The sequence below is a fragment of the Nitrospira defluvii genome (assembly GCF_905220995.1).
GTDB classification, from domain to species: Bacteria; Nitrospirota; Nitrospiria; order Nitrospirales; family Nitrospiraceae; genus Nitrospira_A; species Nitrospira_A defluvii_C.
In genome coordinates this window covers 436,260-461,720 of the sequence record NZ_CAJNBJ010000016.1, presented here as the reverse complement: position 1 = coordinate 461,720, position 25,461 = coordinate 436,260, and the positions used below count along the sequence as shown (strand labels likewise).

The window sequence follows — 25,461 nt, the reverse complement described above, 5'->3', positions numbered from 1 at the left end:
GCATGGCTCACTAGTGTGTTGGTGGCGGTAACGCCGACTGGGTTTGCGGAGGAAGTGGGATCAGGGTGCCCGTCGTGCGCATGTCGGGCGTCAGGTATTGGGTGGCCACCCGTTGCACGTCCTGGGCGGTGACGGCTCTGGTCCGTTCAACAAACTGGCTGACTTTTCGCCAACCAGCCCCGATCGTTTCGGCTTCTCCCAACAACATAGCTTGCCGGAAGTTGGAGTCCTGCTCGAAAATGTGGGCTGCCTCAATCTGGTTTTTTGCCCGCTGCAGCTCAATGTCGCTCGGTGGCTCAGCTTGGAGCCGGTGGATCTCTTTCACGACGGCATCCTCGACGGCCTCGACTTTTTCGCCAGGTTTCACCACGGCGTAGAAATAAAACAGTCCCGGATCGGCCTGCATGAGTCCGTAATCGGCACCCACGGCCAAGGCCGTTTTCTGTTCATAGACGAGGCTTTGATAGAGCCTGGCACTCTTGCCGTGGGACAAAATGGATTCGAGCACATTCAAGGCGTAGGAATCGTCGCTGGTGTAATTCGGCACCCGATATCCCATCATGACGAAAGGGACTTGCGCTTCGCGCTTGAGGAGGAAGCGGCGCTCCCCCCGTTGCGGGCCCTCGGCGACGGTCAGTGTTTTCGGCGAGGGGCCTTTTGGGATCGGCTCGAAGAGTCGGGCGATGACCGGGAGCAACGTTTCGGCTTTGATGTCGCCGACGACCACCAGGGTGGCGTTGTTCGGCGAGTAATACGTATCGTAATGGCGTTGGAGATCGTCCAGGTTCATGGCATCGAGGTCGGAAAACCAGCCGATCACCGGCCAATGGTAGGGGTGGCTCATGAAGGCTTGGGCAAAGAGGGCTTCGACCAGTGCCCCCTGAGGATCGTCTTCGTTCCGGAGACGACGCTCTTCCTTCACCACTTCCCGCTCAGTCTTGAATTCGTTGGCGTCGAGAATGAGCCCCTGCATGCGGTCCGCTTCCAGTTCGAGGGCCAAGGTCACGCGGTCGGCAGCGAGGTTTTCAAAATAGGCGGTGAAGTCTTGGCTGGTGAACGCGTTGTCCATGCCGCCGTTCTTGCGAACCAGGCGGGAGAAGGTGCCCTTGGGGTACTTTGCCGTGCCCTTGAACATCATGTGTTCGAGCATGTGCGAGAGTCCGGCCCGGCCCATGACTTCATTGCGCGATCCCACCTTGTACCAGACCTGGACCGTCGCGACGGGGGCCTTCGGGACTTCCACGAGGATCACCTTCATGTCGTTGGACAGGGTGTATTCCTTGGGCTCGACGGCATGGGTGACTGACGGCTGAGCGATCGTGAAGATGAGACCAAGCAGCGAACAGGCGAGAATCGAACGGTGAGTGCGGGCTGAATTGGGGAAAGAGCTCTGTTTAGCCATGTACGGAATTCATGCTAACAACGGGCTTGAATCTGTGTCAAGGCAACGGGGCCCTCGCCGGTCTCAAGGCGACCGAGTTGACCGCAGGCACCGAGCACGTCGCGGCCACGACTGCGACGGAGATAGACATCGAGATGGCCTCGACGGAGGATGTTCTGAAAGCTGTCAATGGCGGTATCGGATGGGCGCCGGTATGGACTGCCTGGAAAGGGGTTGAAGGGGATCAGGTTGACCTTGCAACGGAGTCCCCGCAGCAGCTTGACGAGCCGGGCCGCATCTTCGGCCCGGTCATTGACGTCGGCAAGCAGGACATACTCGAAGGTCAGGCGTTCGCGATCGGCAAGTGGATAGGCCCGGCATGCGGCGAGTAGCGCCTGAAGTGAATGGAGCCGGTTGGCGGCAGGCATGATCTGTTGACGGAGTTCATCGGTGGTGGCGTTGAGGGAGATCGCGAGATTCACCTTCAGCGGGGCCACGTCTTTGATGCGTGAGGCGAGTCCCGCCGTCGAAATCGTGATGCGGCGACCGGAAAACCCCAGGCCCCAGGTTTGATCGGTGAGGCGTGTGACGGCGTCGGCCACGGCATCCAGATTGGCCAGCGGCTCACCCATGCCCATGAAGACGAGGTTCGTCAACCGTTCCCCGGCGTGCAAATGGTCCTGGGCGAGCAGGACCTGGTCGACGATCTCATGGGCGCGAAGATTGCGTCGGAGCCCCAGTGTCCCGGTCAGGCAAAATCCGCAATCCAGGGTACAGCCGACTTGAGTAGAGAGGCAGAGCGTGAGCCGGTCCTCGTCGGGGATGAGCACACATTCGACTTGATTGCCGTCGGCGAGCGTCAGGACGAATTTTTTTGTGCCGTCCTGTGACGAAAATACGTGGATGTTCGAGGTGCGCTCGATGCTGCAATTGGCGGTAAGGTACTCGCGGTCCTTCTGCGGAAGATTACTCATCGCGGCGAAGGTGCGGATGCGATCCTGATAAAGCCAGCGCAGAATTTGTGAGGCGCGATAGGCCGGCCACCCGAGCGAGGCGACGTACGCCGCCATGCCCGACTCAGTGAAGGCGAGCAGATTGGTGCGAGCAGAACCGTGTTGAATCATGCCGGAGCCTAGCACAGGGAAAAAACTTGTGACAAGCAAGGCGAACTTGGTCGCGTTTGTGCGGCAGTAGGCTATAATGAAGCGGTTCACCTGCTGCTCAGGACGGGATTGTGACCGCACTTCCTTGGCGGACCAGTTTGTTGGGCCTTGCCGCATCTCTCCTTGTGCCGAGCCTCTTCTGGACGGCCACGGCGGAGTCGCCGCGCCCTCTTCCTGTCGCCCCCCCGCTCTGTGTCTCCGCTGAAGACTGCTTCCGTTCGGCCATTGCCATCAATGAGCGTTCCGGTACCGCTTCTCAGCGCGATCATGCGCTGATGCTGAAGATCGATCAACTGCGGGCGGTGGTGGATCTCTTCCCCTCGACCATCTGGGCGAAGCGGGCGGCAGTCGTCTTAGGGGTGCTGTTGACGGAGCGCGACCCGGTCGAAGCGGCGAAACTCCTTCGTGCTGCGCAACCTGATCTGCCGGTTCTCGACGACTATCTGCGGCTCTGGATTGCAGCGTCCTTGTTGAAGCAGAACGAGCCTATGCAGGCCGCCGAACTCTTGGAGACGATTCCCAAGGTGGTGCCGGACTCCAATCTGGCTGCGAAGGCGGCCTATCGCACGGGTGAGTCGTGGTACAGCGGCAACGTCTGTGCTCGCGCGGTTGAATGGTTGGAGCGGGCCGTCGTACTCGCGGATAAAGACGCGGGCGCCCCGGTGGCTTTGTGGCATCAAGCCGACTGTCACCTCCGGGAGAATCGGCTGCCCGAGGCCCGCACGGTCTTAAAACAGCTCTGGCTGCGCTACCCCCAGTCCCCCGAGGCGAAAGAAGCGAAGGTGCGATTGGAGACGGCGTTAGGCGGGGAGTCTTGGGTCCCGACTGCCGATGATTACGCGATTCGCGCGCAAGCCTTCCTCGGACTTTCAATGCAGGCGGAGGCGGTGGAGGAGCTGCGTCGATTCCTGGCTATGGCTCCTGGCCATCCCCGCCGGTTCGATGCTCGCTTGAAACTTGGGGTGGCGTATGTGCGCCTGAAACAGTACGACCAGGCTCGCGAAACTTTTCGAGGGTTGGTTGCCGATCGGGTGCAGGAGTCCGCAGAGGCGTCGGTGTGGCTGGCCCGGGTATATCTGCGGCAGGGGCAGGGCGAAAAACTGATTGAGTTGGCTCGATCGGTCGCTCAGAGCTCGTTGGCAGGCGACCAACGCGCGATGGTGCATCTCTTTGCCGGAGTGTGGTTGGAGGATCAGGGCAAGTTTGATGACGCCATCGGCATGTTCAGGCAGGTGGCGAAGCTGGGTGACTCGGCGAGTCAGCGGGCGGAGGGGTTGTGGCGTGCCGGGTGGGCGCAATATCGAACGGCTCGATATCGAGACGCAGCGGAGACGTTTCGTGCGGTGGTCGAGCTCCATGTCAATGGGTTTGAGCCGCAGGCCATGTATTGGGCGGCGCGGTCCGATGAACATGGAAAACCTGCCACCGTCGCGGGGCAATATGCCCGGATCTGTCAGCTGCATGCCTATAGTTACTATTGTCAGCTCGCCTCGCGCCGCGCCTCGCTGCCATCGGCATCGACCGCGGTCGCGGCGCCGGGCCGTCCTGTGGACGATGACGCCGAGCGGTTCCCGCAGAATCGTCGTCCAGAAATCGAACAACACCGCTTCTATCAGCGTGGCATGGAGCTGAAGCTGCTTGGCTTCGGCCAGGATGCAGCTCGCGAGTTGGGGGCGCTCACGGAACAATACAGCCGGGATCAGGATGTCTTGCTGGCGTTCTCCACCATGCTCAGTGAAGTGGGCGCCTATCATCCGGCTCTGCGGGTCGCCAAAGTGCATTTTAAAGAGAAGTTGGAGCGGAGCGGTCTCCCGACGGCACCGGCGCTCTGGACTGTGGCCTACCCAACCGGATTGGTGCCGACCATTGCGGCGCAAGGCGTTGCCGCAGTGGATCCCTACCTGGCTGCCGCCATCATCCGCGAAGAAAGTCAGTATGACGAGAAGGCGGTCTCCGTGGTCGGGGCGGTGGGGTTGATGCAGTTGATGCCGGTGACGGCTAATGCGGTGGCACAGCGGTACGGGTTTCCCACTGTCGGGCGGGAAGAGTTGTTCGATCAGGAAACAAATATCCGTCTGGGGGTGCGCTACCTGGGACAGCTACTCGAGCAGTACGGGGGAAACATGGCCCATGCCGTGGCGGCCTATAATGCCGGGCCCATCGCGGTGAATAGTTGGATTGCCGTCCATCGGGGACGGGAGCAAGATGAATTCGTGGAGCTGATCCCCTACCAGGAGACGCGGCTCTATGTGAAACGGGTCTTGCGCAGTTACGGGGAGTATCGTCGGCTGCACAACGGAACCTCGTAACGTCGGCCGTTTTCTTGACAAGGGGAGATGAACTTTCTATATTTCGCCCCCATTCAGCCAGCATAGGACCACCACTTTGTGATGAGGACATAATCATGACTTTAGATCGTCTCGACGCCCTTGAACTTCGCATTCGTGATCTCGTGAAACTGGTGCAGGACCTGAAGCGGAAGAACGCTTCGCTTGAAGATGAACTTCGTCTGGCGCGCGAACGGGTTGCGGTGCGCGATGACGAAAACCGCCGTTGGGAACAGGAACGTCTGGATATCCGGGCACGGATCGAAAAAGTGCTCGGGGAAATTGATCTGCTGGAATGCTTGGATGAACCCAAGGAGGTGGCGTTTGACTAAAACCATCGACGTGGAGATTTACGGCCAACGGTACAGCATCAATGGTGAGGCCGACGAGTCCTACGTGAAGAAATTGGCCGAGATGGTCGACACACAGATGAAGCAGGTGGCGGCCGGTATGCGGTCGGCCACCCCGGCCAAGCTGGCCGTCCTTGCCGCATTCAATCTTGCCCACGAGTTGCTGGAGTCGGAACGGAGGTTCCGCCAGGATGAAGCCGATGCGGACCGTCGTGTCGCATCCCTCATGGAATCCATCGATCAGCAGATGCCGTCTATCTTGTCGCGGTGAGTTTCGCCTTGCTTTCATTGCATTGCTTTGTTATCGTTTCTCGGTTGTCTTGACCTGAGGGTCAGCAAGAGCAGGAGAGGAAAGGACGCTTCGGACAAGGACGGAAATTCTGACGACGGTCTCTGAGCACTAAACATATGGAATCGCTGGTTTTTGTTTTGTTTCTCACTGTGGTCTTCGTTGCGTGGATGGGGCAGGTCACTCAGCCCCGTGTGTGTATGCGTCGGGTGCGACATCATTCGGTGTTGGCGGTTCGCGGGCAGCAGTTCATCAACACCTTGTGGCGTGCCAGGGACGCCGAACAGTCGAGTATTTATGCCGAACGGCTCAGGTTGCTGCGCGCACGCGCGGACCGGCCCAAGGATTCGGGTCGAGGCCGACCACTCCTCCACTTGAATTAGCGAGAGCGATTCCACACTGCTGTTTGAACCGGCTCAGGTAGTCAGGCATTTCCCTTCTCTCGTCGGCATCCCTTCTAGTCTCTCCGCTCCCCCCTCATCACACTGGCTGCGATTATTTGCAGGGTGACAGCGTGCTGTCCCGCTGCCGTAAGGGAGGTGGTTCCCATTTCTCTCAGCGTTGTTGCGTACATTATTGTCGGATTGTTGGGTGCGGCGCTCGGCGCCGGCCTGTTTGAAGTGCTGCGCCGTCGGTCTGCACTTGCCCGCCGGGCAGAGGCAGAGGACCAATCGGCGCAGGTGATTCAGTCTGCTCAGCGTGAAGCGGAGAATCTCCTCAAAGAAGCGAAGTTGGAGGCCAAGGACCTCGTTTTTCAATCGCGAATCGAACTGGAGAAGGAGCAGAAATCTAAACTCGCCGAAGTGGCCAACACCGAACGGCGGGTTGCCCAGCGTGAAGAGGGCCTTGATAGGAAACTGAGTCTGCTCGACAAGCGTGATCAGGATGCGCTGAAGCGGGAGCAGGAACTCCTCAAGCGTGAAGAGGCCTTGGCGCAGAAAGATGCCGCTTGCGCGCAGGCACTTAAGCAGCATCGTGATGCGCTTGAGCGGGTGGCCGGTCTGACGGCTGAAGAGGCGAAACGGCAACTGATTCAGGAGATGGAGAGCCAGGCGCGGTTGGAAGCGGCTGGTCTGGCGAAGCGGTTGCTTGAAGAGGCAAAAGAGAATGCCGAGCGCGAGGCACGCGAGATTATCGCCTGCTCGATTCAGCGGGTGACCCGCGATTATGTCAATGAGGCGACGATCTCCGTTGTGCCTATCGCCAATGATGCCATGAAGGGGCGGATCATCGGCCGAGAAGGCCGGAATATCCGTGCGATCGAAGCGGCCACAGGGATCGACCTTATCATCGATGAGACGCCCGAGGCGGTGATTATCTCGGGCTTTGACCCGCTGCGTCGTGAGATCGCCAAAGTGTCGCTCGAGCGGCTCATGCACGACGGCCGAATCCATCCCACCCGTATCGAGGAAATCGTCGAAAAGGTGAAGACGGACATCGAGAAACTGATGATCGAAGAGGCGGAGAAAGTCATCTTCGAGGTCGGTCTGTCCGATTTCCATCCGGAACTCGTCAAGGTGCTGGGGCGGCTGAAGTATCGAACCAGTTACGGGCAGAACAATCTGTACCATGCCCGTGAAGCGGCTTATATTTGTGGGATCATGGCGTCAGAACTAAAACTCGACGTCAAACTCGCGAAGCGCGGGGCACTGTTGCACGACATCGGCAAAGCCGTCAGTCACGAAGAAGAAGGCCCACATGCCATGCTGGGGGCGGAGATCGCGAAAAAATACGGCGAACATGCCAAGGTCGTGAACGCCATTGCGGCGCATCATGAGCAGGTGGAGCCTATTTGTCCCGAGACCGTGCTCGTCGCGGCGGCGGAAGCGCTGTCGGCTGCGCGGCCTGGGGCTCGTCGCGAGGCACTGGAATCCTATGTGAAACGCTTGGAGAAACTGGAGTCTCTGGCGACCGTTCACAAGGGGGTCCAAAAGGCCTACGCGATTCAAGCCGGGCGAGAGATCCGCGTGATCGTGAAGCAGGAGGATCTCACGGATCCCGAGTGTTTCCAGCTTTCTCGAGATTTGGCCAAGAAGATCGAGCAGGAACTGACCTATCCGGGTCAGATCAAGGTAACGGTCATCCGCGAAAGCCGGTTTGTCGATTTTGCGAAGTGAGTGATTGGGTATGAAAGTCTTGATGATCGGAGACATCATGGGCGAGCCGGGACGACGGTCCGTGGCTCGCCTCCTGCCGAAACTCATTGCCAATCACGCGATCGATGTCGTGGTCGGCAATGGCGAAAACGTCGCCGGCGGATTTGGAATCACGCCCGATCTCGTGGATGACCTGTTCGACCTGGGGGTGTCCGTCATTACCACGGGCAACCATGCGTGGGATAAGAAAGAAATCCTGGACGTGTTTCCCCGCGAACCGCGTCTGTTGCGCCCAGCCAACTATCCGGCCGGGGTGCCGGGGCGAGGCAGTTACGTCTTCACGACGCCGGGCGGCGAGTCGTTGGGCATTCTGCATTTAATGGGGCGGGCCTTCATGCCGACCATCGATTGCCCGTTTCAAGTCGCAAAGCGCGAGGTCGAGCGGCTCAAGACGCAGGTATCGGCCATTGTGGTTGATATGCATGCCGAGGCGAGCTCGGAAAAGATGGCCATGGGCCATTATCTCGATGGACTGGTGACGGTCGTGGCCGGGACCCATACACATGTGCAAACGGCTGACGAGCAAATCCTTCCGAAAGGGACGGCCTACATCACGGACATCGGCATGACGGGGCCTCTGCATTCGGTGATCGGGATCAAGAAGGAATTGGCGATTGAAAAGTTTTTGACCGGAATGCCCAGACGGTTTGAGGTGGCGTCGGGACCTACGGTCTTCTGCGCGCTCCTTGTCGACCTCGATGCGGCGCTGGGCAAGGTCGTGTCGGTAGAACGCATCCGAATGATGGATTGATCTCTTCTCGCGTCATTTCCTGCTGGCGCGGCACCGTATGACCGGGCACAATCTTTCGCTGCCTCTGCTGCTGTCCGTGTCCGATGTGACACGGCTCATTCGAGAATCGCTGGAAGACCAATTTCGGGAGGTCTGGGTCGAAGGCGAAATCTCCAATCTTCGCGCCCCGACGTCGGGGCACCTCTATTTCACGCTAAAGGATGCGCAGAGTCAGCTCCGCGGCGTGCTCTTTCGGTCCGGAGTCGAACGTCTTCGGTTTGCGCTGCAGGAGGGACTGGCCGTCGTTGCCCGCGGGCGCATTTCTGTGTACGAGCCTCGGGGCGAATACCAGCTGATCGTAGACGCGCTTGAACCGAAGGGGCTCGGGGCCTTGCAGTTGGCCTTCGAGCAGCTCAAGGAACGGTTATCGGCCGAAGGGTTGTTCGAAGAGGCAAGGAAGCGGCCGTTGCCGGAATTCCCGAGGACGGTCGGTGTGGTGACCTCGCCCACGGGAGCTGCCATACGCGATATCGTGGCGGTGCTCCGCCGTCGTTGTCCAGTCGTTGATATTCTTGTCGCCCCGGTTCCGGTGCAGGGCGAGGGGGCCGGCGAGCACATCGCGGCGGCGATTCATGCGTTGAACGAGATGCCGCAGGTAGACGTGTTGATTGTCGGGCGCGGCGGAGGGGCCTCGGAAGACCTCTGGGCGTTTAACGAAGAAGCGGTAGTGCGTGCGATTGCGCGGTCAAGGGTACCGGTGGTCTCCGCTGTCGGGCATGAAATCGACGTCACGCTGGCAGACTTTGCGGCTGATTATCGAGCCCCGACCCCTTCTGCGGCGGCAGAGGCGGTGGTGCCTGTTCTCGACGAGATCCTGGCGCGATTGGGTGAATTGGATGGTCGCCTCCGTCGTCTCGTGGACACCGGGATACAGATGCAGCGGCACCGCCTGGATCGGTTGATCGGTGGACTCGGCGAGATGCGGTTTCGAGTGCAGGCGCAAGCGCAGCATCTGGATGATCTGCATGATCGAGTGACCCGCACCTTGACCGAGCGCCTCACGGCGCTGCACCGTGGTGTGGTGGAGCACCGGCATGCCTTACTGTCGCTGGGGCCTCATAACCGGATTCGAGCCTCACTCGTCTTGCTCCCCCAACTGTCTCGGCGGTTGGAGCAAGAAGCTCGTCGCGGGATCGTTTCACGAAGGCAATCAGTGGCGGCGCGTGTCGCCGCGCTGGACGCCCTGAGTCCACTGGCCACCTTGAGCCGGGGATTTAGTGTCATACGGACCGTTCCTGAGGGGAAAATGGTGCGCAAGTCCTCCGACGTGACGGTCGGGCAGACGGTTCAGGCCAGACTTGCGGAGGGACAGCTGGTGTGTGTGGTCAGCGACGTGATCCGACAGTCGGCGTCTTGACCCCACTAGACGCGCGGGCAATAATGCGCGATCGATGACTGAGCAAAGGGAGTGGTTGTGGCTGCAGTAAAATTCGAATATGCCATGGCGAGATTGGAGACGATCGTCGCCGAACTTGAAAAAGGTGATCTGCCACTCGACGATTCGCTGAAAATTTTCGAGGAAGGGATCCGGTTGTCGAAAACGTGTCTCAAGATGTTGGAAGACGCGGAGCGCAAGGTAGAGATCCTGGTCCAGGAAAAGGACGGAAAGAAACGAATTCAGGCCTTTTCCCCCGGTGAGGATGAGACAGAGAGTTCGCAGTAGCAGTCTGATCAATGCGTGGGTCCACAGTGGCCTGCGTCCGCCGTCGCTGAAATTCCATCGCAGCCTATGGTTCAGAAAATCCGCCCAGAGCGAGAACGGCTCGATCGCGTGCTGGTGAATCGAGGACTCGTCGCGAGTCGGGAGGATGCAGCCCGCCTGATTCTGGCCGGTCTGGTCCGGGTGGATGGGACGGTCGTCGATAAGGCGGCGAAACTTACGTTGCCGGATGCGTCCGTAGAGGTGACTGGACCCGGTTCTCCCTATGTGGGACGCGGCGGGGAGAAGCTGGCGGGCGCGCTGGATCAATTTCAGGTCGATCCGAAGGGTATGACCTGTTTTGACGTCGGCTGTTCAACGGGAGGCTTTACGGATTGTCTGCTGCAGCGGGGAGCGAGTCGAGTGTATGCAGTGGATGTGGGATATGGGCAGTTTGAGTGGCGACTTCGTCAGGATCCTCGGGTTGTCCTCATGGAACGGACCAACATCCGCCATCTGCCCCCACACGCGATTCCTGAGCCGATTGATCTGATTGTGATTGACGTGTCGTTCATTTCACTGACGCTGGTGCTGCCCTGTGTTGTGTCATACCTCACGGCCTCTGGCTCCATCATCACGCTGATCAAGCCGCAATTTGAAGTGGGAAAGGGTCTTGTCGGGCGGGGAGGGATTGTGCGGGATGATGGATTACGACAAGGGGCGGCGGAAAAGGTTATTGCTTGTGCCCTGTCCTTGGGATTGGAACTGGCAGGTCGCATGGAATCGCCCATTGAAGGCCGAAAAGGGAATCGGGAGATTCTCGCGTGGTTCCGTCACAAAGCATCATCGGAGAAGGATATGCGAAAAAGGGGCGTCACCGGGGCGGACGAAAGTACTTTGCGGAAGTCGGCGGAAGGTGTAGGCTGATCTTCGACCTGCCGGTTTGGGTGTTGAATGCTGGGTTGATGAAGGGGAGTGAGGAGACGTATGAAAGTCTTGGTCACCGGAGGAGCGGGGTTTATCGGATCACACGTTGTCGATCGGTTGCTGCAAGAGGGCCACGACGTGGTGGTGGTCGATAATCTTGTGACGGGCAAGCGGAAAAACGTGCCGAAAGCGGCGCAGTTCTACAAGTTGGACATCGAAAATCCAAAACTAGAACGGGTGTTCCGTAATGAACGCCCAGCGGTGGTGTTTCACCTGGCCGCGCAGATGAACGTTCGGCGTTCCGTCGAAGATCCGATGTTCGATGCTCAGGTCAATGTGCTTGGTACCCTGAATGTGCTGGAGCAGGCCTCCAAGCATGGTGCACGCAAGGTCATCTTTTCATCCTCCGGCGGCGCGATTTATGGGGAGCAGCTGACCTTTCCTGCCCCGGAAACCCACGTCACCCAACCACTCTCTCCCTATGGGATCAGCAAATTGTGCGGCGAACACTATCTGTTCTATTACCAGCGAATGAGCGGTATCCAAGTGGTCAGCTTGCGTTATGCGAATGTGTATGGGCCCCGGCAGGATCCGGAAGGCGAGGCGGGCGTTGTGGCCATCTTTATTCAGAAGATGTTGCGGGGTGAGCAAGCAGTGGTGAACGGGAACGGCCGCCAGACCAGGGATTTCGTCTATGTTGAGGATGTGGTCGAGTCGAATCTCATGGCGATGGGCCCCGACGTCGAAGGTGTCTACAACGTGGGGACCGGGATCGAGACCTCGGTGAACGACCTCTTTCGAACGATCGTCGATCTGACCAAAGTGGAGTTTCGCGAAGTACATGGGCCGGCCAAGCGGGGCGAGCAGGCCAGGAGCGTGATCGATTCCACAAAACTCCACCGGAACCTTGGGTGGGAGCCGAAGGTCGAATTACGCGAAGGATTGCGGCGAACCGTCGAGTACTTTCGTGACGGACTCGGGTAGTGTGCCGGCCTAATAGCGCGGGACCGACGGATCGACTTGGGTTGACCAGGCGTCCATTCCCCCGATCAAATTTTTCACTTTTGTGAATCCCTGCTGCAGCAGGAATCCCGTGGCGTCCGCACTTCGCATGCCATGATGGCACACGGCGATGATCTCGGCTTCACGATCCAGTTTCCCGAGCGATTGCTGAAGGGTCGCCAAGGGGACCAAGACGGATCCCTCTAGTTTGCAGATCGCATATTCCCATGGCTCACGAACATCGACCAGGACGAGTTTGTCACCTTTATCCAGTCTCGACTTAAGTTCTGTTGGCGTAATTGTGAAGCTCATCGAGGGCACCTCCATCTATATGCTGTGCAGGGATCTTAAGGAGCAGGAAAAGGCGGTGTCAACCCTGGGATGTGCTGATTGTCCTTGTTGCGCTCAAGCCGGTCGCCTCTGGAACCGAAGGAGTTGGTACGGGCCGGCGGGCTGGGTATTATTGGGCGGACGGTCGGCAGATCATGCCCTAGGCAGAGCCCGTTTTTTGACGAAGTGTGCAAATCTTGCCTGGGCGAGATGTGAATTCGGGCACGAAATGACTCAGAGATCACCCATAACCCATTGATTTGCCAACATACTGCGTAGCTGCTGTGTGTCAGGAGGCACGCAATTTGCTTTGGCTGTGGGGGAGATGTGGACGCGGAAAGTTCAGCGATCATCGTGTTGGTGACGACCTCGACACAGGAAGAGGCAGAAAAAATCGGACGGATGCTCATTGAAGCCAAGCTTGCAGCGTGTACGAACATTGTCAGCGGGATCCGTTCAATATTTCGATGGGACAACAATATCAGCGTCGAGAACGAATGCTTGATGCTCATCAAAACAACACAGAAGCGGTTCGCAGAACTTGAATCGGCGGTGCGGCAACAGCATAGTTATTCGGTTCCGGAGATTGTTGCTCTCCCGGTGGTGGCCGGATCAGAGTCTTATTTGAATTGGGTCAGGGGTGAAACTGATAAGTAATTGAATTTGCTAGGCAGACTTTTGGGAAAACAAAGGTTGACCATCGCGGCCGAGATCAGTACACTGCAAAAAGTCAGTCGTCGAAATTCATCGCTGAATCCGTCAAAGGGAGCATCTTATGAGCCAGCAAACGGCCGAAACAAGTGATGCCTATACCGTTGTGGTATTCCGAGGGTCATCCTCGAAGCCACTGCGGTTTAGTTTTCCACGGAAATTCGTACGTAAGCTCCTGATTTTGGCTGCGATTATGATCGTGGCGGATCTGTTAGTCGTCTCCCACTATGTGATTCGAACCGGCGAAGTCTGGCAGTTGTCGGCCTTTCGGGCTGAAGCCATGGGTGCCAGGGAACAAACAGCCGCCTTTTCTGCGGCCATTGATGATTTGAAGAAACGTCTCTCTGCCATGGGCGAGGTGAACCAGCGCCTCCGCGTCATGTTGGGTATTGATGCGAGTAAGCCGGCTGGTGATCTTGCGAATGGACGCGGTGGTGAGGACGGCCCCTTGCCGGACGGCAAAACCGGCATTCAGGGGATCGGAGTCATGGGTTCTGGTGGAGAGAGCCGACAGCAGGTTTCTGAGCTACGGGAAAATAATCAATCCGGCCTCGACTTCTCCACGGAAAGCATCGAAGAGGTCACCCAGCAAGTTCGTGAAAGTTTGGAAGCTCTGACGAAGGAGGCGGCCCAGCAGGAAGAAGCCCTGGAAAATTTGACCCAAGTCGCGGAGCAACGCTCAGCTCAGTGGGCCTCAACCCCGTCAATTTGGCCTGTACGTGGGTGGGTGACCTCGGGGTTTGGTCCACGCGTTTCGCCTTTCACTGAGAAGCCGGCCTGGCATGATGGTCTCGACATCGGGGCTCAGGCAAACTCTCCCGTTCAGGCTCCGGCACTTGGACGGGTGGTCACGGTGGCGTTTGACTCAAAAATGGGGAATATGGTCAAGCTGGACCACGGTTACGGCATTGAGACCGTCTACGGCCACCTGGCGAAATCTCTTGTGAAGGAAGGTCAGCGGGTCAAACGTGGCGATGTGGTCGCACTGGTTGGGAGCACCGGCCTGTCGACGGGTCCTCACCTGCATTATATGGTCAAGAAGAATGGTCAGGCCCTTGATCCAACCAAGTTCATTCTTGATTAAGTGCTACATTTGCTCAGCCTGCAACGAGGCTGGGAGCGTGTGTCCCCTCTGGTTGTAATCCCCTTCTCGCGTATCTGCCATTCCAACTCGCTGGCGATTCTGACTCTTCCTCCTCGCGGTCCATTCTTGCTGCATGAATGTGATCTGTCCGTGCTATAGTTCACACCTTTCCCTTTATTTTCTGTTTAGGCGGGGGACTAGGCATGACTGATCTCGAGATAGCCCGTTCTGTTGATCACAAACACATATTCGAAGTCGCGCAGGCACTGGGTATTCATTCCGAGGACCTCATTCCGTTCGGGTGGTATAAAGCAAAAATTTCTCTCAACTTTGCTGAACGGGTCAAAAATAGACCTTGTGGTCGGTACATCCTCGTCACCGCAATCAATCCCACACCGCTCGGTGAGGGCAAAACGACGACATCGGTGGGATTGAGCATGGCGTTGTGCCGGTTGGGCCATCGCGCGGCCGTCACATTGAGGCAGCCTTCACTGGGACCGGTCTTTGGTGTCAAGGGAGGAGGGACGGGTGGAGGTCATGCTCAGGTCTGGCCCATGGAGGATATCAATCTGCATTTCACGGGTGATGCCCATGCGGTCTCTGCCAGCCACAATCTGCTGTCGGCGTTTGTCGATAACCACCTGTTTCACGGCAATGCGCTCAAACTTGATCCGCAACGAATCAGATGGCCTCGCACGCTGGGTGTGAGCGATCGAGCGCTCCGTGACATCGTGCTGAGTGTGGAAGGGAAACCTCGGCAGGGGCAATTTGTCATCACCGAGGCGTCGGAAATCATGGCAGTATTGGCGCTGGCCGCTGATCATGCCGATCTTCGTCAGCGCCTCGGCAGAATCCTCGTCGGCCTGACTGAGAGCGGCGCCATGACCATGGCCGAAGCATTCGGCTGTGCCGGTTCGATGGCCGTGCTGCTGAAGGACGCGCTGCTACCGAACCTGGTGCAAACCTTGGAAGGTACGCCCGCCTTCGTTCATGCGGGACCCTTCGGTAACATTGCTCATGGCAATTGTTCCGTCGTCTCGGACCGACTGGCCCTGCGTTGTGCAGAGTATGTCATCACCGAAGCGGGGTTCGGCAGCGACCTTGGCGCAGAAAAGTTCTTCAATATCAAGTGCCGTATGTCAGGACTTCGCCCGGATGCAGGCGTGGTCGTGGCAACCTTGCGCGCGCTCAAGTTGCATGGCGGGGGAGGGACGGTCAAGCCCGGATCTCCCTTGCCGACAGGGTTGACGGGACCAAATCAGGAAGCCCTGGAGCGGGGTTTCGCCAATCTCGAGCAGCACATCGCGAATGTACGAGCCCACGGTGTGCCCGTCGTGGTGGCCGTGAATGCGTTCAAGGATGATTCACCCGCTGAATTGAATTGGGTCTGCGAACGGGCGGTGGCTGCCGGGGCCTCGGCGGCTGCGGTGTCGACGCACTACGCCGATGGTGGAAAGGGCGCGGAAGAGCTTGCGCGCGCAGTCGTGAAGGTTGCGGCGCAGGAATCGCAGTTTACACACCTCTACGATGCGACGTGGCCCATCAAGAAGAAGATTGAGACCATTGCCACGACGGTGTACGGTTCGGCCGGTGTGTCCTATTCGCCTCAGGCGGAAAAGGACATAGAATTAGCGGCACGATTGGGATTCGAGCAGTTACCCATCTGCATGGCGAAGACGCCGTTGTCGCTTTCCCATGATCCGGCACTGAAAGGGCGACCATCCGGGTTCACCGTCCCCATCCAGGAATTGCGAATCCTGTCTGGTGCAGGTTTTCTCACAGCCGTCTGTTCTGGCATTCAACTCATGCCGGGTTTGCCGAAAAAGCCGGCAGGTGAGCGCATTGATATGGATCCCCGATCGGGCGAGATCGTCGGGTTGGCGTGATTCAACTTAGCGTTGCTTGAGGAACCGGAAATATTCGGAGTCAGGACTGACCAGGATCGTGGTTTTGTCTTTGAGGGTTTTGCGATACGCTTCCATCGTGCGCGTGAATTCAAAGAAATGTGGGTCTTGACGGTACGCATCCGCGTAAATTTTGAAGGCTTTGGCATCGCCGCCGCCACGAAGCTCTTCTGACTCGCGATAAGCTTCGGCAAGGATAATCTCTCGGTCCTTTTCGGCTTCCGACTTGATCTTTTGCGCCTCTTCGGCGCCTTCCGCGCGATATTGCTTAGCTTGCCGTTCCCGTTCCGCCTGCATCCGTGAGAAGACGGCCTTCTCGTTTTGCTCGGGAAGGTCTGCCCGCTTGATCCGCACATCTTGAATTTCAATGCCGTACGCCGAGGCCTTCTCATTGGCGCGTTGGGTCACCACGGCCATGAGTTGCGCGCGGGCCGACGAGACAATTTCCGCCAGGTCGTGTCGGCCCAGCTCGACGCGCAATTCCGAATAGATGATGTCATGCAGGCGTTGCAGTGCGCCACGCTGGCTTTGGAACGCCTGGTAGACCTTGAGGGGATCCGTGATCCGCCACTTGGCAAAGTTGTCGAGTAACAGAGTCTTTTTGTCCTGCGTGATGACATCCTGGGCGTTGGAATCATAGTCCAGCAGCCGCTTATCGAAATAGGTGACTTCTTCGATGAACGGCACTTTCAGATACAAGCCGCCCTCGGTCACATTTCTGACCGGCTTGCCGAGCTGCACCACAATGGCATTTTGGGTGACGTCGACAATGTAGAAAGGCGACGCGCCTAATACCAGCAAGCCGATGACGATGCCGATAAAGGCCACCGCAAATCCCTGCTTGCTCATGGCGTACGCTCCTGCGTCGCGCCGGCTGGGGCCGGCTTGCTGAGGCGATCCAGTGGGAGATACGGCAGAGCACGCTCTCCACCCTTGCCGTCCATCACGAATTTGTCGATGTGGGGAAGCACGTCTTCCAGTGTCTCGATATAGATCCGCTTACTGATGATGTCTTTCGACTGGTTGTATTCTTTGAGGGTGGCGAGGAAGCGATTGGCTTCTCCCTGGGCGCGATTCAATCGCGCTTGCGCATAGCCCTTAGCTTGATTCACCAATTGCGCCGCCTCTCCCTTGGCCTTGGGAGTGATATCGTTGCGATAGCCCTGGGCCTGGTTGATGAGTTTCTCGCGATCTTCTTTGGCGTTGGTCACGTCCTTGAATGCCGCTGCCACGGCTTCCGGGGGATCGACGTCCTGTAGTTGGACCGCGGCCACCTGTACACCGGTTTTGTACTCATCCAGAATGCGTTGGAGCAGTTCCTGGGTGTCCTGCTGGATTTGCGCCTTGCCCGTGGTGAGCGCTTCATCGATTTTGCTCTTCCCGATGACCTCCCGCATAGAGGCTTCCGCTGATTTCCCGATCGTATCGTCGATATCGGCGACGTTGAACAGGTATTCGCGTGAACTCTTGATCTTATATTGAACGATGAATTCGATGGCCAGAATATTCATGTCGCCGGTCAGCATCAAGGCTTCCTGCGGAATCATCTGCTGACGACCCTGTCGGTCGGTGCGAAACCCGATTTCCACCCGGTGCAACTTCGCCACTTTGGGCTGCAGCACGCTTTCGACCACAGGAATCTTCATATGTGGCCCCGGCTCGACCACACGAACCGGGATGCCGAATCGTTTAACGACCCCCTCTTCATCGGGAGCCACGATAAACGCGCTTTGCCAGATGAGGAAGACGGTGAAGGCGACGAGGAGCAGATTGCGAAAGCCACCGGTGGGGAGCAGGTTGCGTAGCTGACCCTGGGCCTGCTTGAAGGCCTGATCCAAATCGTCGCCCTTTTTACTCCAAGGGTCTTTGGGGTCCCAGACCATAGCGTGGCTCAATTGTGAGGAATGCTACAGATGCCGACGGTCACCTTAACAAAGTGACGACGTGTGAGCAATACTTAAGATGCGCAGAGGGAGAAAGACGCAGGCCGGTATCATGTTCAGCTCGAGGGAGAATCCTGTCGATGCCGTTCAAGTTTCGAAATCCGCGTTTCTAATTTTGTCACTCATGTCACCGCACCGCCGCAGGACGAGCCCGAGCCGGCCGCACAGCCGTAGCAATGGTTGCGGGTGACGATCTCCCGGTGATGGAGCTGTGCCGGATCGAAATCTCGGATGTGCGCGGGAGCGCCGTGAGCGACCGGAAGTTCCAGCATCTGATTAAAATCGCAATCGTAGAGCCTGCCGTCCCAGCCGACCGAGAGGGTGTAGCGACACATGACGCTGGCTGCGGCAGCGGGATTGTAGGCATTCGCCAACCGATCCATGTAGCCCTCGTAGTTGCCGCTCTCCAGCAAGAATTCAAGGAAGCGACTCACCGGCATATTCGTGATCGTATAGAGATGGTTGAATTCCACGCCATGCTTGGCGCGGAGTTCTTTTCGGAATTGCGCCTCGATGGCCTCCTGTTTGGGAGGCAGGAACGCGCCGACTGGATTGTGCACGAGATTCAACAATAACCCGCTGTCCTCACGGCCGTAGCCGAGCCCGTTCAGCAGCCGAAGCGCCTCGATGGATTTGTCGAAGATGCCCTCCCCGCGTTGCGCGTCGGTTTGCGCGGCACGGTAATAGGGGAGAGAAGCGACGACCTCGACACGATGATGCGCGAGAAACTCGGCCAAGTCCGCCTGCGAGGGCAACAGCAGCACCGAGAGGTTGCAGCGATCCATCACGTGGCGATTCAGGGCACGGGCCTGCTCGACCAGCCAGCGAAAGTTGGCATTGAGCTCCGGCGCCCCGCCCGTGATGTCGACGGTCGGAATGTCGGTCTGCGCCAAGGCCGCGATGCAGTGCTCGGCTGTCTCCCGGGACATGCGCTCAGGACGATCCGGCCCTGCGTCCACGTGGCAGTGGCGGCAGGTTTGATTGCAGAGCTTTCCCACGTTGATTTGGAACACCGTGATGCCGGTCGCGTGGAGTGGCGACAGACCACTTTGCCGTAGTTGTTCCTCAAACGGCAGGCAGGTCCCGACCTCCGCGAGCACCTTCAATTGCTCGGCGGAGGAGGCCAGCGGTTTGTGTTGGCCGACGAGCGTCAGTGCCATCAGGGACCATCCCAAGGAAAAAGGAATTCGTTCATAGCCCGCGTTCTCGCCTCAATGTTTCTGCCGCACGCTGAGCAACCTCGAGATGGGGAATCGCAATTCGCAGCAGCCGAAGTCCAGTACCTGCTTGCCTCGACTCTTCATTGCGCGCTGGACGGTGGGTTCGACTCGATAACAGACCTGTTTGCCGTGCCGATGCCCCTCTACCAATCCGGCATCCCGCAGAATGCGAAGGTGGTGCGATACATGCGGCTGCGAACAGCGGAGAACTTCCGTGAGATCCGTGACACATTTTTCGCCCATCAGGAGTGATTCCAAGATGCGGAGACGCGTTTCATCGCCCATGGCCTTCAGGACGGCGGCACACTCGCGCGGGGTCGTGAGGTTGGCGATGGCATGGCGTGGCATCAGCAGCAATTCCCTCCGGGCGAACAACTGACCGCCCCTCCCTCCACCAGGCTCGAGCTTCGGTGATAGATCGTAAAGTGGGGGCGGTAGGCGTCTTGGTTCAGGACGTGAAGGGTTTTGGAACAGATTTCCAAGGGCACTCCACGATAAAACTGGTGATGATCGTCATCTTCGGCGCTGATGACCGGCCCAGTGAGAATGGCATAGGCACCCTGCCAGACGCAGGGCGTCTGCTCCGGAAGGATCGCGCACCAGCGTGGATCGGCTGAATCGAGAGTGGTCGGGGTTGGACCGATGAGGAAGAGCGATCGGAGCGGGGCGGTTCGCAACAGCTGAGCGCGCTCCGCATCGATAGATTGCGGCACACCGCGCCGGTACTGTTGGCCCAGTTCGTCGGTCACGCTGGAGAACGGTCCGCAGAGGGTGGCATACAGCGCCGTGCCCTGGTCGATCACGGCCGGAAATTTGTATCCCGTCAAGGTGACGGAAAGAAAATGTATGCCGTCGATCGATTGCCACGCGGTCGACTTGATCTGGTGCACGGCGCGAAATCCGGCATCCACCATCCCGCCGATGTAGTCCTGGACCTGCAGGGCTCCGGAGAGGCAGTCGCCCCACTTGGCGCTATCATGAACCATGTATTGGGGAACCACTTGGTCTGACACGATATCCGAGATCGTGAAGCGACCGCCGGGTTTTAAGACGCGGTACATCTCGCGGAAGACCTTGCGCTTGTCCGGAGCCAGATTGATGACGCAATTGGAGATGATCAGGTCGATGCTGGCGTCCTCCACTGGCATGGCATCGGCCATGCCTTTGCGAAATTCCGTGTTGAGTTTGGGATAGCCGAGGTTTGCGGCGACGAGGGGGGCATTGCGGCGGGCGATCTCCAACATGGTGTCGGTCATGTCGATGCCGATGACCCGACCAGACGGTCCGACGACGCGCGACGCCTCGAAGCAGTCGATGCCGCCTCCTGAGCCGATATCCAGCACGGTTTCACCGGTCTCCACCGTGTCCAGCCCTGCCGGGGTCCCGCAGCCGTAGGAAATCTTGAGCACTTCCTCTGGGATGAAGGTTTTGAGGTGGCTCATGTCGTAGCTCGTCGGGCAGCACATCTGTTCCCCCGTCGATGCGGCCTTGGCGTAGCGTTCGCTGACTTTCTGGGTAATATCGTCGGTGGGCATACCCCTCTCATGTCTCCCTAGGATGATATGGAACGAACTCTATGTAACATATTTTGTAGGACTTCGGCCAACCGGGGTCACTCGGTCGGCCTTCCCTTGCATCGCTGAGGGTTTCGTGATACCTGAACAACCGTGAGCGCCTTCGGCACTAAGACAGACCGCCAGGATGAACCGGATGCCAAGATTCGGGCCGCCATTGTCTCGGTCTTGGAACGCCATCCCTCCGTGAGCATGGCCATCCTGTTCGGCTCTCTTGCCGCCGGACGAGAGTGCCCGGACAGTGACCTGGACCTCGCCGTGAGCGCAACCGCACCACCACTCACAGTCGATGCCCGCATTGAGCTGATCGACGACCTCGCCGCAGCCTTGGGACGACCTATCGACCTGATCGACCTTAACCAAGCGCATGGGCCACTCCTGCGGCAAGTGCTGACCACCGGTCGATTGATGCTCTGTCGGAACCGCACGGAGTATGCGGAACTCCTGCGGCGGCTGGCCTACGAGGAAGCCGACGTGATGCCGTATTATCGACGAATCTTGGCCACGCGAAGGCAAGCATGGATCGGGACCTCGTAGCGGCTAAACTGGAATCGCTTCGACGCTGTGTCGAACGGATTGCCGGGAAGACGCCGCCTTCTTCTCAGGATCTGGCCCAAAACGCAGATCTGCAAGACATTATCGCGCTCAATCTCCAGCGGGCTGTCCAGCTTTCTGTCGATGTGGCCTCCCATCTCATCGGGGACACCGACATGACGCCGCCCTCGACGATGGCGGAGCACTTCGATGCGCTCAATCGGCTTCAGGTGATCAGTCCTGCCCTGGCGGACCGCATGAAGAAGGCCGTGGGATTCAGGAATCTCGCGGTGTACAGCTATCAGGCCATCGATTGGAATATTGTCTATCAGATCTGCAGTCGCCACCTGGACGATTTCCGGCAGTTTGCCAAAGCCATTTCGATGTGGCACTCCGCTCCCTGACGGTTCGGGCCTCAAAAGAGGGCTGGCCGCGTATTGCGCAGCGATGATCTGTCGCACCGATCGTGATCACGAGGGCAGATTGTCTGAGCTGGCCTCGCCAAGGGCGTTCACGACGCAATAATCGGTCGGATTGTTCATCTGCCGCTAGGTGACGATGCACACAACGAGATCCGGATCTTGCAGATTACTAGGGCTGATTGTTGCTACAAGACCAAAGTCGATGCGGTACTGGCTGGGTGCCGACGGTCGAAGGTGCAATTTTATTGGAGAGATCGCAGGTGTTGAATTGCATGACCCGCACTGACACATAGCCCGTTCCTCCACAGCCTATTGACGGGGCGACAGTCATTGCAGGAAATACTGATCTATCCGGCTCCGCGACAAATGGGCCTCGTATTAGCCAGTAGCATGTAACAAGTCCCACATGGCAATTCCTGATTACCAGTCCGTTATGCTTCCGCTCCTTCGCCTAGCCTCCGATGGGCACGAACACACGTTGCGCGAGGCCGTTGAGGCACTGGCTGAGCAGTTCGAGCTTACGGAGGGAGAGAGGAAGGAACTCTTGCCAAGCGGGTCGCAATTCACGTTCGCGAATCGCGTCGGGTGGGCTCGGACCTATATGAATAAGGCGGCTTTGCTGGAAGCTACCCGTCGCGGATACTTTCGGATCACGCCACGAGGCCGAAGCGTGCTATCGAAAAATCCCCAGGAGATTAGCGTCAGATTCCTCGATCAGTTCCCTGAGTTCATTGAATTCCGGACAAAACACCGGAATTCCGGGCAAGCCACCGAGCAGGTCGAGACCGACAGCCTGCAGACACCGGGAGAACTTCCTGAAAGTGCCTATCAGAAACTGCGAGAGGATCTTTCTTCAGAGTTGCTGAAGACCGCAAAGGAATGTTCCCCGGCGTTCTTCGAGCGTCTGGTCATCGATGTACTCGTAAAAATGGGCTATGGAGGGAGCCGTAAAGAAGCGGGGAGGGCCATCGGTCGCAGTGGTGACGAAGGCATTGACGGAATCATTAATGAAGACCGACTGGGCCTCGATGTGATCTAGATTCAGGCCAAGCGCTGGCAGGCTCCAATCGGCCGCCCCGAGATTCAGAAATTTGCAGGGGCTTTGCAAGGGCACCGTGCCAACAAAGGCATCTTTATCACGACCTCCGGTTTCACTCGGGAAGCTGAAGAGTATGTGGCGAAAATTAATTCAAAGATCGTTCTCATCGATGGTGACCAGTTATCCCAACTCATGATTGATCACAATGTTGGGGTCACGCCAGTCACATCGTATGAAACCAAGAAAATTGACAGTGACTACTTCATTGAAGGTTAAACCGGCGGTATAGACGCGGCGGAGCGACCGTAGAGATCGCCCCGCCATAGTCCTGCTGAAATCGCGGCGGCTACCGCATCGACGCCATCGGCTTCTCGACGATATCGCCTTTCATCGGGCCGAGCGCGCCCAGCAACTCGTTCTTCTCCCGTTCCGGCACCTTGAATTTGTTCAGCGTGGCGACGAGGTCGCCGACCAGCGCATCGAAGTCGCTGCTGCTCACGCCCATGCCGGCGTGGGTGCTTTTCATGTCACGGCCGGTGTAGGTGCAGGGACCGCCGGAGGCCTGACAAATCTGATCGACCAGCATCGATTTGAGGCGGGGAATGTTGGCGTTCGCAAACTTGCCGTTGATGCGGTTGTCGGCGGCCACGCGGCCCACGAAGTCATCCACGACTGCGGTGATAGCGGTTTTACCGCCCAAGCGGTCGTAGAGAGATTTCTCCGTTGCGGCTGTGCCGGCTGGTGCCGAACCCATGCTGTTGCAGGCTGAGACGGTCAACGCAAGGCCGAGAACCATGGCGAGTGCTGCAATGCGATAAGACATGATGTGTCCTCCTGGTTAAGAATCTGAGTGGCGGGCCGCGGTCTTGTCCGCATCAACCGGCCGCTCTGTCTGTCTGTGATTACGAAGGCGGATGGCAATTGGATCTCCCACAAACGAAAAAAAGCGTCGTTGCACCACGGTGGTCCCGGTGCTACAGTTCCGCCAGATTCGGGCAAAGACCGGACATCCAAGCGAACGGGTGGGCTCGTAGAACGTGACGAGGCACCCATGTGTGACACCCAGACCGTGGCTAACGCACCTTCGATTCACGAGCAGGAATGGGCGGGACTCCTCGCGCGTATTGCCGTCGGCGATCAATCCGCACTGTCGGAGCTCTATGATGCCAGCAGCGCGAAGGTCTTTGGCCTGGCGATGAAGATTCTCGGAGATCGTGCGGCCGCAGAAGAAACGACGCTGGATGTGTATACGCAGGTCTGGCGACGGATCGCGACCTATGATGCGAAGCGGGGCACGCCGGGCAGTTGGCTCATGACGCTCGCGAAGCATCGGGCCATCGATCGATTCCGGAGCAGCTACCTGGAGCGGGGCAGGCAGGTGCCGCTGGATGAAGCGGCCGAGTTGCCGGGGCGCGAAGATACGCCGGAGCAATACAGCGCGGGCTTGGAACGGCAACGGCTGGTGCAGGATGCGCTCGCGACCCTCTCTGTCGAACAGCGTCAGGCGGTCGCCCTGGCCTACTATTGGGGCTTGAGCCAGAGCGAAATCGCCGACCAGCTCAAGTTGCCGCTGGGGACGGTAAAGACGCGGATGAGGCTGGGGATGATCAAGTTGCGCGAAGTGCTGGCGCCTCACGGGGAGGGGTTGTTGTCATGACCGATCCTCGGCACGAACAAGACTTGGCCGAACTCGCGGCGCTCTATGCGTTGGAGGCCCTGGGAGACGATGCGCAGCGTCAGTTCGCGCGTTCATTGGAGACGGCCTCGGCCTCCACACGCGAAGAGGTGGCGGCATTTCAAGATGTGGTGCAGGAGCTTGCGTATAGCGGCCCAGCCATCGCACCCCCGGCTTCCCTCAAGGATCGGCTCATGGCCCGCATCGCACAGGAACCGCAGGAGCCGGCTGAAGGCGCAGGCTTTACCTTCGTCCGCAGCAAGGGCCTGGCGTGGCAGGAATTGGCACCGGGCTTGTCGACGAAAGTGCTGTTTCACGATCCCGCGGCTGCACGCACGACCATGTTATTGAGGTTGGCTCCCGGCGGCACACTGATCGGCCACCGTCACCCGCAGGTCGAAGAGTTGTATGTGCTGGAGGGGAGTTGTCTCTGCGCCGGGGAGTTCCTGCAGGTCGGGGATTACCATCGCGCGGAGGCGGGCACCGTCCACCCCGTGACATCGAGTGAGCAGGGCTGCCTGGCTCTGATCATGACCTCATCAAAGAACGAACCGATTCGATAGCGGGCCGATAGCGAATCCATCGCTACGGGCTCTTACCTGCTGGCCTGAAGAACGCCAACCAGTACAGGGCCAGGTTCACCCCCAGCACGAGCAGGCCCAGCAGCATTTGGATCTCGCGCGTCAATGTTTCGGGATAGAGCAGGGGGGGAAGGTAGCGGCCGATGAAGTCGGCCTCCGTGGCCGACTCACCGGCCAGAGCGCGTAATTGGCTTTCCAGCGGCGTCAGCGGACAGATCCATCCGGTGAATTCCACGACCGCGCCCCAGACCGCCGCCGGCAGATGGACCCACGCGATGCGCGGCCATTTCAACAGCAGCAGCCCGCCCGCGATGACGAACAGAACAAAACCCAGGTGCAGCAAGAGGATCAGGTCGGCGCCGACGTGATACCACATTGCCGATAGTGTGCAGCAACCTCGCGATGAACACAATGAGCGGC

Annotated in this window: 27 protein-coding genes and 1 pseudogene; 18 read left to right on the top strand and 10 right to left on the bottom strand. The window is 58.5% G+C overall.

Features of this window, described 5'->3' with window-relative positions:
• Positions 1 to 10: 10 nt before the first annotated feature.
• Together KJA79_RS13780 and rlmN are read right to left on the bottom strand one after the other, a co-directional pair.
• A complete protein-coding gene (locus KJA79_RS13780; protein WP_213042627.1) occupies positions 11 to 1,402 on the bottom strand; it encodes a M16 family metallopeptidase in 1,392 nt (463 codons plus the stop codon).
• Between the two features lie 14 nt (positions 1,403 to 1,416).
• On the bottom strand, positions 1,417 to 2,505 hold the full coding sequence (gene rlmN / locus KJA79_RS13775) for a dual-specificity RNA methyltransferase RlmN (protein WP_213042626.1): 1,089 nt from the start codon (positions 2,503 to 2,505) through the stop codon (positions 1,417 to 1,419).
• Positions 2,506 to 2,615: 110 nt separating this feature from the next.
• Between rlmN and KJA79_RS13770 the strand changes: the two genes are divergently transcribed.
• The 10 genes from KJA79_RS13770 to KJA79_RS13725 all read left to right on the top strand — a co-directional run bounded on the left by KJA79_RS13770 (position 2,616) and on the right by KJA79_RS13725 (position 12,006).
• The gene (locus KJA79_RS13770; RefSeq protein ID WP_213042625.1) at positions 2,616 to 4,853 is read left to right on the top strand and encodes a lytic transglycosylase domain-containing protein; all 2,238 of its coding nucleotides are present in this window, start codon (positions 2,616 to 2,618) and stop codon (positions 4,851 to 4,853) included.
• A gap of 95 nt (positions 4,854 to 4,948) precedes the next feature.
• Positions 4,949 to 5,203 (top strand): cell division protein ZapB, encoded by a 255-nt coding sequence (locus KJA79_RS13765; RefSeq protein ID WP_213042624.1) that lies wholly within the window; start codon positions 4,949 to 4,951, stop codon positions 5,201 to 5,203.
• Positions 5,196 to 5,492: a cell division protein ZapA gene (locus KJA79_RS13760; RefSeq protein ID WP_213042623.1), complete on the top strand. Its 297-nt coding sequence runs from the start codon at positions 5,196 to 5,198 to the stop codon at positions 5,490 to 5,492. The genes KJA79_RS13765 and KJA79_RS13760 overlap by 8 nt, the downstream gene beginning before the upstream one ends.
• Before the next feature lie 218 nt (positions 5,493 to 5,710).
• Positions 5,711 to 5,893 carry a hypothetical protein gene (locus KJA79_RS13755; RefSeq protein WP_213042622.1) on the top strand — a complete coding sequence of 61 codons (183 nt, stop codon included), beginning with the start codon at positions 5,711 to 5,713 and terminating at the stop codon, positions 5,891 to 5,893.
• 156 nt (positions 5,894 to 6,049) lie between these two features.
• Positions 6,050 to 7,627 carry a ribonuclease Y gene (gene rny / locus KJA79_RS13750; RefSeq protein ID WP_213042621.1) on the top strand — a complete coding sequence of 526 codons (1,578 nt, stop codon included), beginning with the start codon at positions 6,050 to 6,052 and terminating at the stop codon, positions 7,625 to 7,627.
• A gap of 10 nt (positions 7,628 to 7,637) precedes the next feature.
• Complete coding sequence (locus KJA79_RS13745; RefSeq protein ID WP_213042620.1) at positions 7,638 to 8,417, top strand: TIGR00282 family metallophosphoesterase; 780 nt, start codon at positions 7,638 to 7,640, stop codon at positions 8,415 to 8,417.
• Between the two features lie 37 nt (positions 8,418 to 8,454).
• The gene (gene xseA / locus KJA79_RS13740; RefSeq protein WP_213042619.1) at positions 8,455 to 9,813 is read left to right on the top strand and encodes an exodeoxyribonuclease VII large subunit; all 1,359 of its coding nucleotides are present in this window, start codon (positions 8,455 to 8,457) and stop codon (positions 9,811 to 9,813) included.
• Between the two features lie 57 nt (positions 9,814 to 9,870).
• The gene (gene xseB, locus KJA79_RS13735) at positions 9,871 to 10,119 is read left to right on the top strand and encodes an exodeoxyribonuclease VII small subunit (RefSeq protein WP_213042618.1); all 249 of its coding nucleotides are present in this window, start codon (positions 9,871 to 9,873) and stop codon (positions 10,117 to 10,119) included.
• A 66-nt stretch (positions 10,120 to 10,185) separates the two neighbouring features.
• Positions 10,186 to 11,022 carry a TlyA family RNA methyltransferase gene (locus tag KJA79_RS13730; protein ID WP_213042617.1) on the top strand — a complete coding sequence of 279 codons (837 nt, stop codon included), beginning with the start codon at positions 10,186 to 10,188 and terminating at the stop codon, positions 11,020 to 11,022.
• Between the two features lie 60 nt (positions 11,023 to 11,082).
• Entirely contained in the window at positions 11,083 to 12,006 is a 924-nt protein-coding gene (locus KJA79_RS13725) for an SDR family oxidoreductase (RefSeq protein WP_213042616.1), read from the top strand.
• 9 nt (positions 12,007 to 12,015) lie between these two features.
• Here KJA79_RS13725 and KJA79_RS13720 read toward each other — a convergent pair whose 3' ends face one another.
• Positions 12,016 to 12,336, bottom strand: coding sequence for a rhodanese-like domain-containing protein (locus KJA79_RS13720; RefSeq protein WP_213042615.1), 321 nt, complete (start codon positions 12,334 to 12,336; stop codon positions 12,016 to 12,018).
• 345 nt (positions 12,337 to 12,681) lie between these two features.
• Here KJA79_RS13720 and cutA point away from each other — a divergent pair, with 345 nt between their 5' ends.
• The 3 genes from cutA to KJA79_RS13705 all read left to right on the top strand — a co-directional run bounded on the left by cutA (position 12,682) and on the right by KJA79_RS13705 (position 16,035).
• Positions 12,682 to 13,011: a divalent-cation tolerance protein CutA gene (gene cutA, locus KJA79_RS13715; protein ID WP_213042614.1), complete on the top strand. Its 330-nt coding sequence runs from the start codon at positions 12,682 to 12,684 to the stop codon at positions 13,009 to 13,011.
• Between the two features lie 118 nt (positions 13,012 to 13,129).
• Positions 13,130 to 14,149, top strand: coding sequence for a M23 family metallopeptidase (locus KJA79_RS13710; RefSeq protein WP_213042613.1), 1,020 nt, complete (start codon positions 13,130 to 13,132; stop codon positions 14,147 to 14,149).
• A 203-nt stretch (positions 14,150 to 14,352) separates the two neighbouring features.
• Positions 14,353 to 16,035 (top strand): formate--tetrahydrofolate ligase, encoded by a 1,683-nt coding sequence (locus KJA79_RS13705; protein ID WP_213042612.1) that lies wholly within the window; start codon positions 14,353 to 14,355, stop codon positions 16,033 to 16,035.
• 6 nt (positions 16,036 to 16,041) lie between these two features.
• Here KJA79_RS13705 and hflC read toward each other — a convergent pair whose 3' ends face one another.
• From hflC to KJA79_RS13680, 5 genes are all read right to left on the bottom strand, one after another.
• A complete protein-coding gene (gene hflC, locus KJA79_RS13700; RefSeq protein WP_213042611.1) occupies positions 16,042 to 16,902 on the bottom strand; it encodes a protease modulator HflC in 861 nt (286 codons plus the stop codon).
• Positions 16,899 to 17,936 (bottom strand): FtsH protease activity modulator HflK, encoded by a 1,038-nt coding sequence (gene hflK / locus KJA79_RS13695; RefSeq protein ID WP_213042610.1) that lies wholly within the window; start codon positions 17,934 to 17,936, stop codon positions 16,899 to 16,901. The genes hflC and hflK overlap by 4 nt, the downstream gene beginning before the upstream one ends.
• 182 nt (positions 17,937 to 18,118) lie before the next feature.
• Positions 18,119 to 19,156: an arsenosugar biosynthesis radical SAM (seleno)protein ArsS gene (arsS, locus tag KJA79_RS13690; RefSeq protein WP_213042609.1), complete on the bottom strand. Its 1,038-nt coding sequence runs from the start codon at positions 19,154 to 19,156 to the stop codon at positions 18,119 to 18,121.
• A gap of 51 nt (positions 19,157 to 19,207) precedes the next feature.
• Positions 19,208 to 19,564 carry an ArsR/SmtB family transcription factor gene (locus tag KJA79_RS13685; protein ID WP_213042608.1) on the bottom strand — a complete coding sequence of 119 codons (357 nt, stop codon included), beginning with the start codon at positions 19,562 to 19,564 and terminating at the stop codon, positions 19,208 to 19,210.
• Positions 19,564 to 20,751, bottom strand: a complete 1,188-nt coding sequence (locus KJA79_RS13680) for a methyltransferase domain-containing protein (protein ID WP_213042607.1) — start codon at positions 20,749 to 20,751, stop codon at positions 19,564 to 19,566. The genes KJA79_RS13685 and KJA79_RS13680 overlap by 1 nt, the downstream gene beginning before the upstream one ends.
• Before the next feature lie 132 nt (positions 20,752 to 20,883).
• Between KJA79_RS13680 and mntA the strand changes: the two genes are divergently transcribed.
• The 3 genes and pseudogenes from mntA (at position 20,884) to KJA79_RS13665 (ending at position 23,061) form a co-directional block, all read left to right on the top strand.
• Positions 20,884 to 21,327: a type VII toxin-antitoxin system MntA family adenylyltransferase antitoxin gene (gene mntA, locus KJA79_RS13675; RefSeq protein WP_213042606.1), complete on the top strand. Its 444-nt coding sequence runs from the start codon at positions 20,884 to 20,886 to the stop codon at positions 21,325 to 21,327.
• On the top strand, positions 21,309 to 21,728 hold the full coding sequence (hepT, locus tag KJA79_RS13670) for a type VII toxin-antitoxin system HepT family RNase toxin (RefSeq protein ID WP_213042605.1): 420 nt from the start codon (positions 21,309 to 21,311) through the stop codon (positions 21,726 to 21,728). Before mntA ends, hepT begins: the two co-directional genes overlap by 19 nt.
• A gap of 424 nt (positions 21,729 to 22,152) precedes the next feature.
• Positions 22,153 to 23,061, top strand: a pseudogene (locus KJA79_RS13665) (restriction endonuclease).
• Positions 23,062 to 23,131: 70 nt separating this feature from the next.
• Here KJA79_RS13665 and KJA79_RS13655 read toward each other — a convergent pair.
• Entirely contained in the window at positions 23,132 to 23,608 is a 477-nt protein-coding gene (locus KJA79_RS13655; RefSeq protein ID WP_213042603.1) for a group I truncated hemoglobin, read from the bottom strand.
• A gap of 246 nt (positions 23,609 to 23,854) precedes the next feature.
• Between KJA79_RS13655 and KJA79_RS13650 the strand changes: the two genes are divergently transcribed.
• Both KJA79_RS13650 and KJA79_RS13645 read left to right on the top strand, forming a co-directional pair.
• Positions 23,855 to 24,442: a sigma-70 family RNA polymerase sigma factor gene (locus KJA79_RS13650; RefSeq protein WP_213042602.1), complete on the top strand. Its 588-nt coding sequence runs from the start codon at positions 23,855 to 23,857 to the stop codon at positions 24,440 to 24,442.
• Positions 24,439 to 25,023, top strand: coding sequence for a cupin domain-containing protein (locus KJA79_RS13645; protein ID WP_213042601.1), 585 nt, complete (start codon positions 24,439 to 24,441; stop codon positions 25,021 to 25,023). Before KJA79_RS13650 ends, KJA79_RS13645 begins: the two co-directional genes overlap by 4 nt.
• A 22-nt stretch (positions 25,024 to 25,045) precedes the next feature.
• Here the strand turns inward: KJA79_RS13645 and KJA79_RS13640 are convergent, their stop codons facing one another.
• A complete protein-coding gene (locus KJA79_RS13640) occupies positions 25,046 to 25,417 on the bottom strand; it encodes a DUF2784 domain-containing protein (RefSeq protein ID WP_213042600.1) in 372 nt (123 codons plus the stop codon).
• Positions 25,418 to 25,461: the final 44 nt, after the last annotated feature.

Coding starts and splice junctions, on each gene's coding strand:
- hflK (WP_213042610.1), bottom strand. CDS start 17,936: ATGGTCTGGGACCCCAAAGACCCTTGGAGTAAAAAGGGCGACGATTTG.
- KJA79_RS13705 (WP_213042612.1), top strand. CDS start 14,353: ATGACTGATCTCGAGATAGCCCGTTCTGTTGATCACAAACACATATTC.
- KJA79_RS13730 (WP_213042617.1), top strand. CDS start 10,186: ATGGTTCAGAAAATCCGCCCAGAGCGAGAACGGCTCGATCGCGTGCTG.
- hflC (WP_213042611.1), bottom strand. CDS start 16,902: ATGAGCAAGCAGGGATTTGCGGTGGCCTTTATCGGCATCGTCATCGGC.
- arsS (WP_213042609.1), bottom strand. CDS start 19,156: ATGGCACTGACGCTCGTCGGCCAACACAAACCGCTGGCCTCCTCCGCC.
- KJA79_RS13645 (WP_213042601.1), top strand. CDS start 24,439: ATGACCGATCCTCGGCACGAACAAGACTTGGCCGAACTCGCGGCGCTC.
- KJA79_RS13685 (WP_213042608.1), bottom strand. CDS start 19,564: ATGCCACGCCATGCCATCGCCAACCTCACGACCCCGCGCGAGTGTGCC.
- KJA79_RS13745 (WP_213042620.1), top strand. CDS start 7,638: ATGAAAGTCTTGATGATCGGAGACATCATGGGCGAGCCGGGACGACGG.
- KJA79_RS13725 (WP_213042616.1), top strand. CDS start 11,083: ATGAAAGTCTTGGTCACCGGAGGAGCGGGGTTTATCGGATCACACGTT.
- hepT (WP_213042605.1), top strand. CDS start 21,309: ATGGATCGGGACCTCGTAGCGGCTAAACTGGAATCGCTTCGACGCTGT.
- KJA79_RS13765 (WP_213042624.1), top strand. CDS start 4,949: ATGACTTTAGATCGTCTCGACGCCCTTGAACTTCGCATTCGTGATCTC.
- KJA79_RS13640 (WP_213042600.1), bottom strand. CDS start 25,417: ATGTGGTATCACGTCGGCGCCGACCTGATCCTCTTGCTGCACCTGGGT.
- KJA79_RS13710 (WP_213042613.1), top strand. CDS start 13,130: ATGAGCCAGCAAACGGCCGAAACAAGTGATGCCTATACCGTTGTGGTA.
- rlmN (WP_213042626.1), bottom strand. CDS start 2,505: ATGATTCAACACGGTTCTGCTCGCACCAATCTGCTCGCCTTCACTGAG.
- KJA79_RS13780 (WP_213042627.1), bottom strand. CDS start 1,402: ATGGCTAAACAGAGCTCTTTCCCCAATTCAGCCCGCACTCACCGTTCG.
- KJA79_RS13720 (WP_213042615.1), bottom strand. CDS start 12,336: ATGAGCTTCACAATTACGCCAACAGAACTTAAGTCGAGACTGGATAAA.
- KJA79_RS13655 (WP_213042603.1), bottom strand. CDS start 23,608: ATGTCTTATCGCATTGCAGCACTCGCCATGGTTCTCGGCCTTGCGTTG.
- KJA79_RS13680 (WP_213042607.1), bottom strand. CDS start 20,751: ATGCCCACCGACGATATTACCCAGAAAGTCAGCGAACGCTACGCCAAG.
- xseA (WP_213042619.1), top strand. CDS start 8,455: ATGACCGGGCACAATCTTTCGCTGCCTCTGCTGCTGTCCGTGTCCGAT.
- KJA79_RS13755 (WP_213042622.1), top strand. CDS start 5,711: ATGCGTCGGGTGCGACATCATTCGGTGTTGGCGGTTCGCGGGCAGCAG.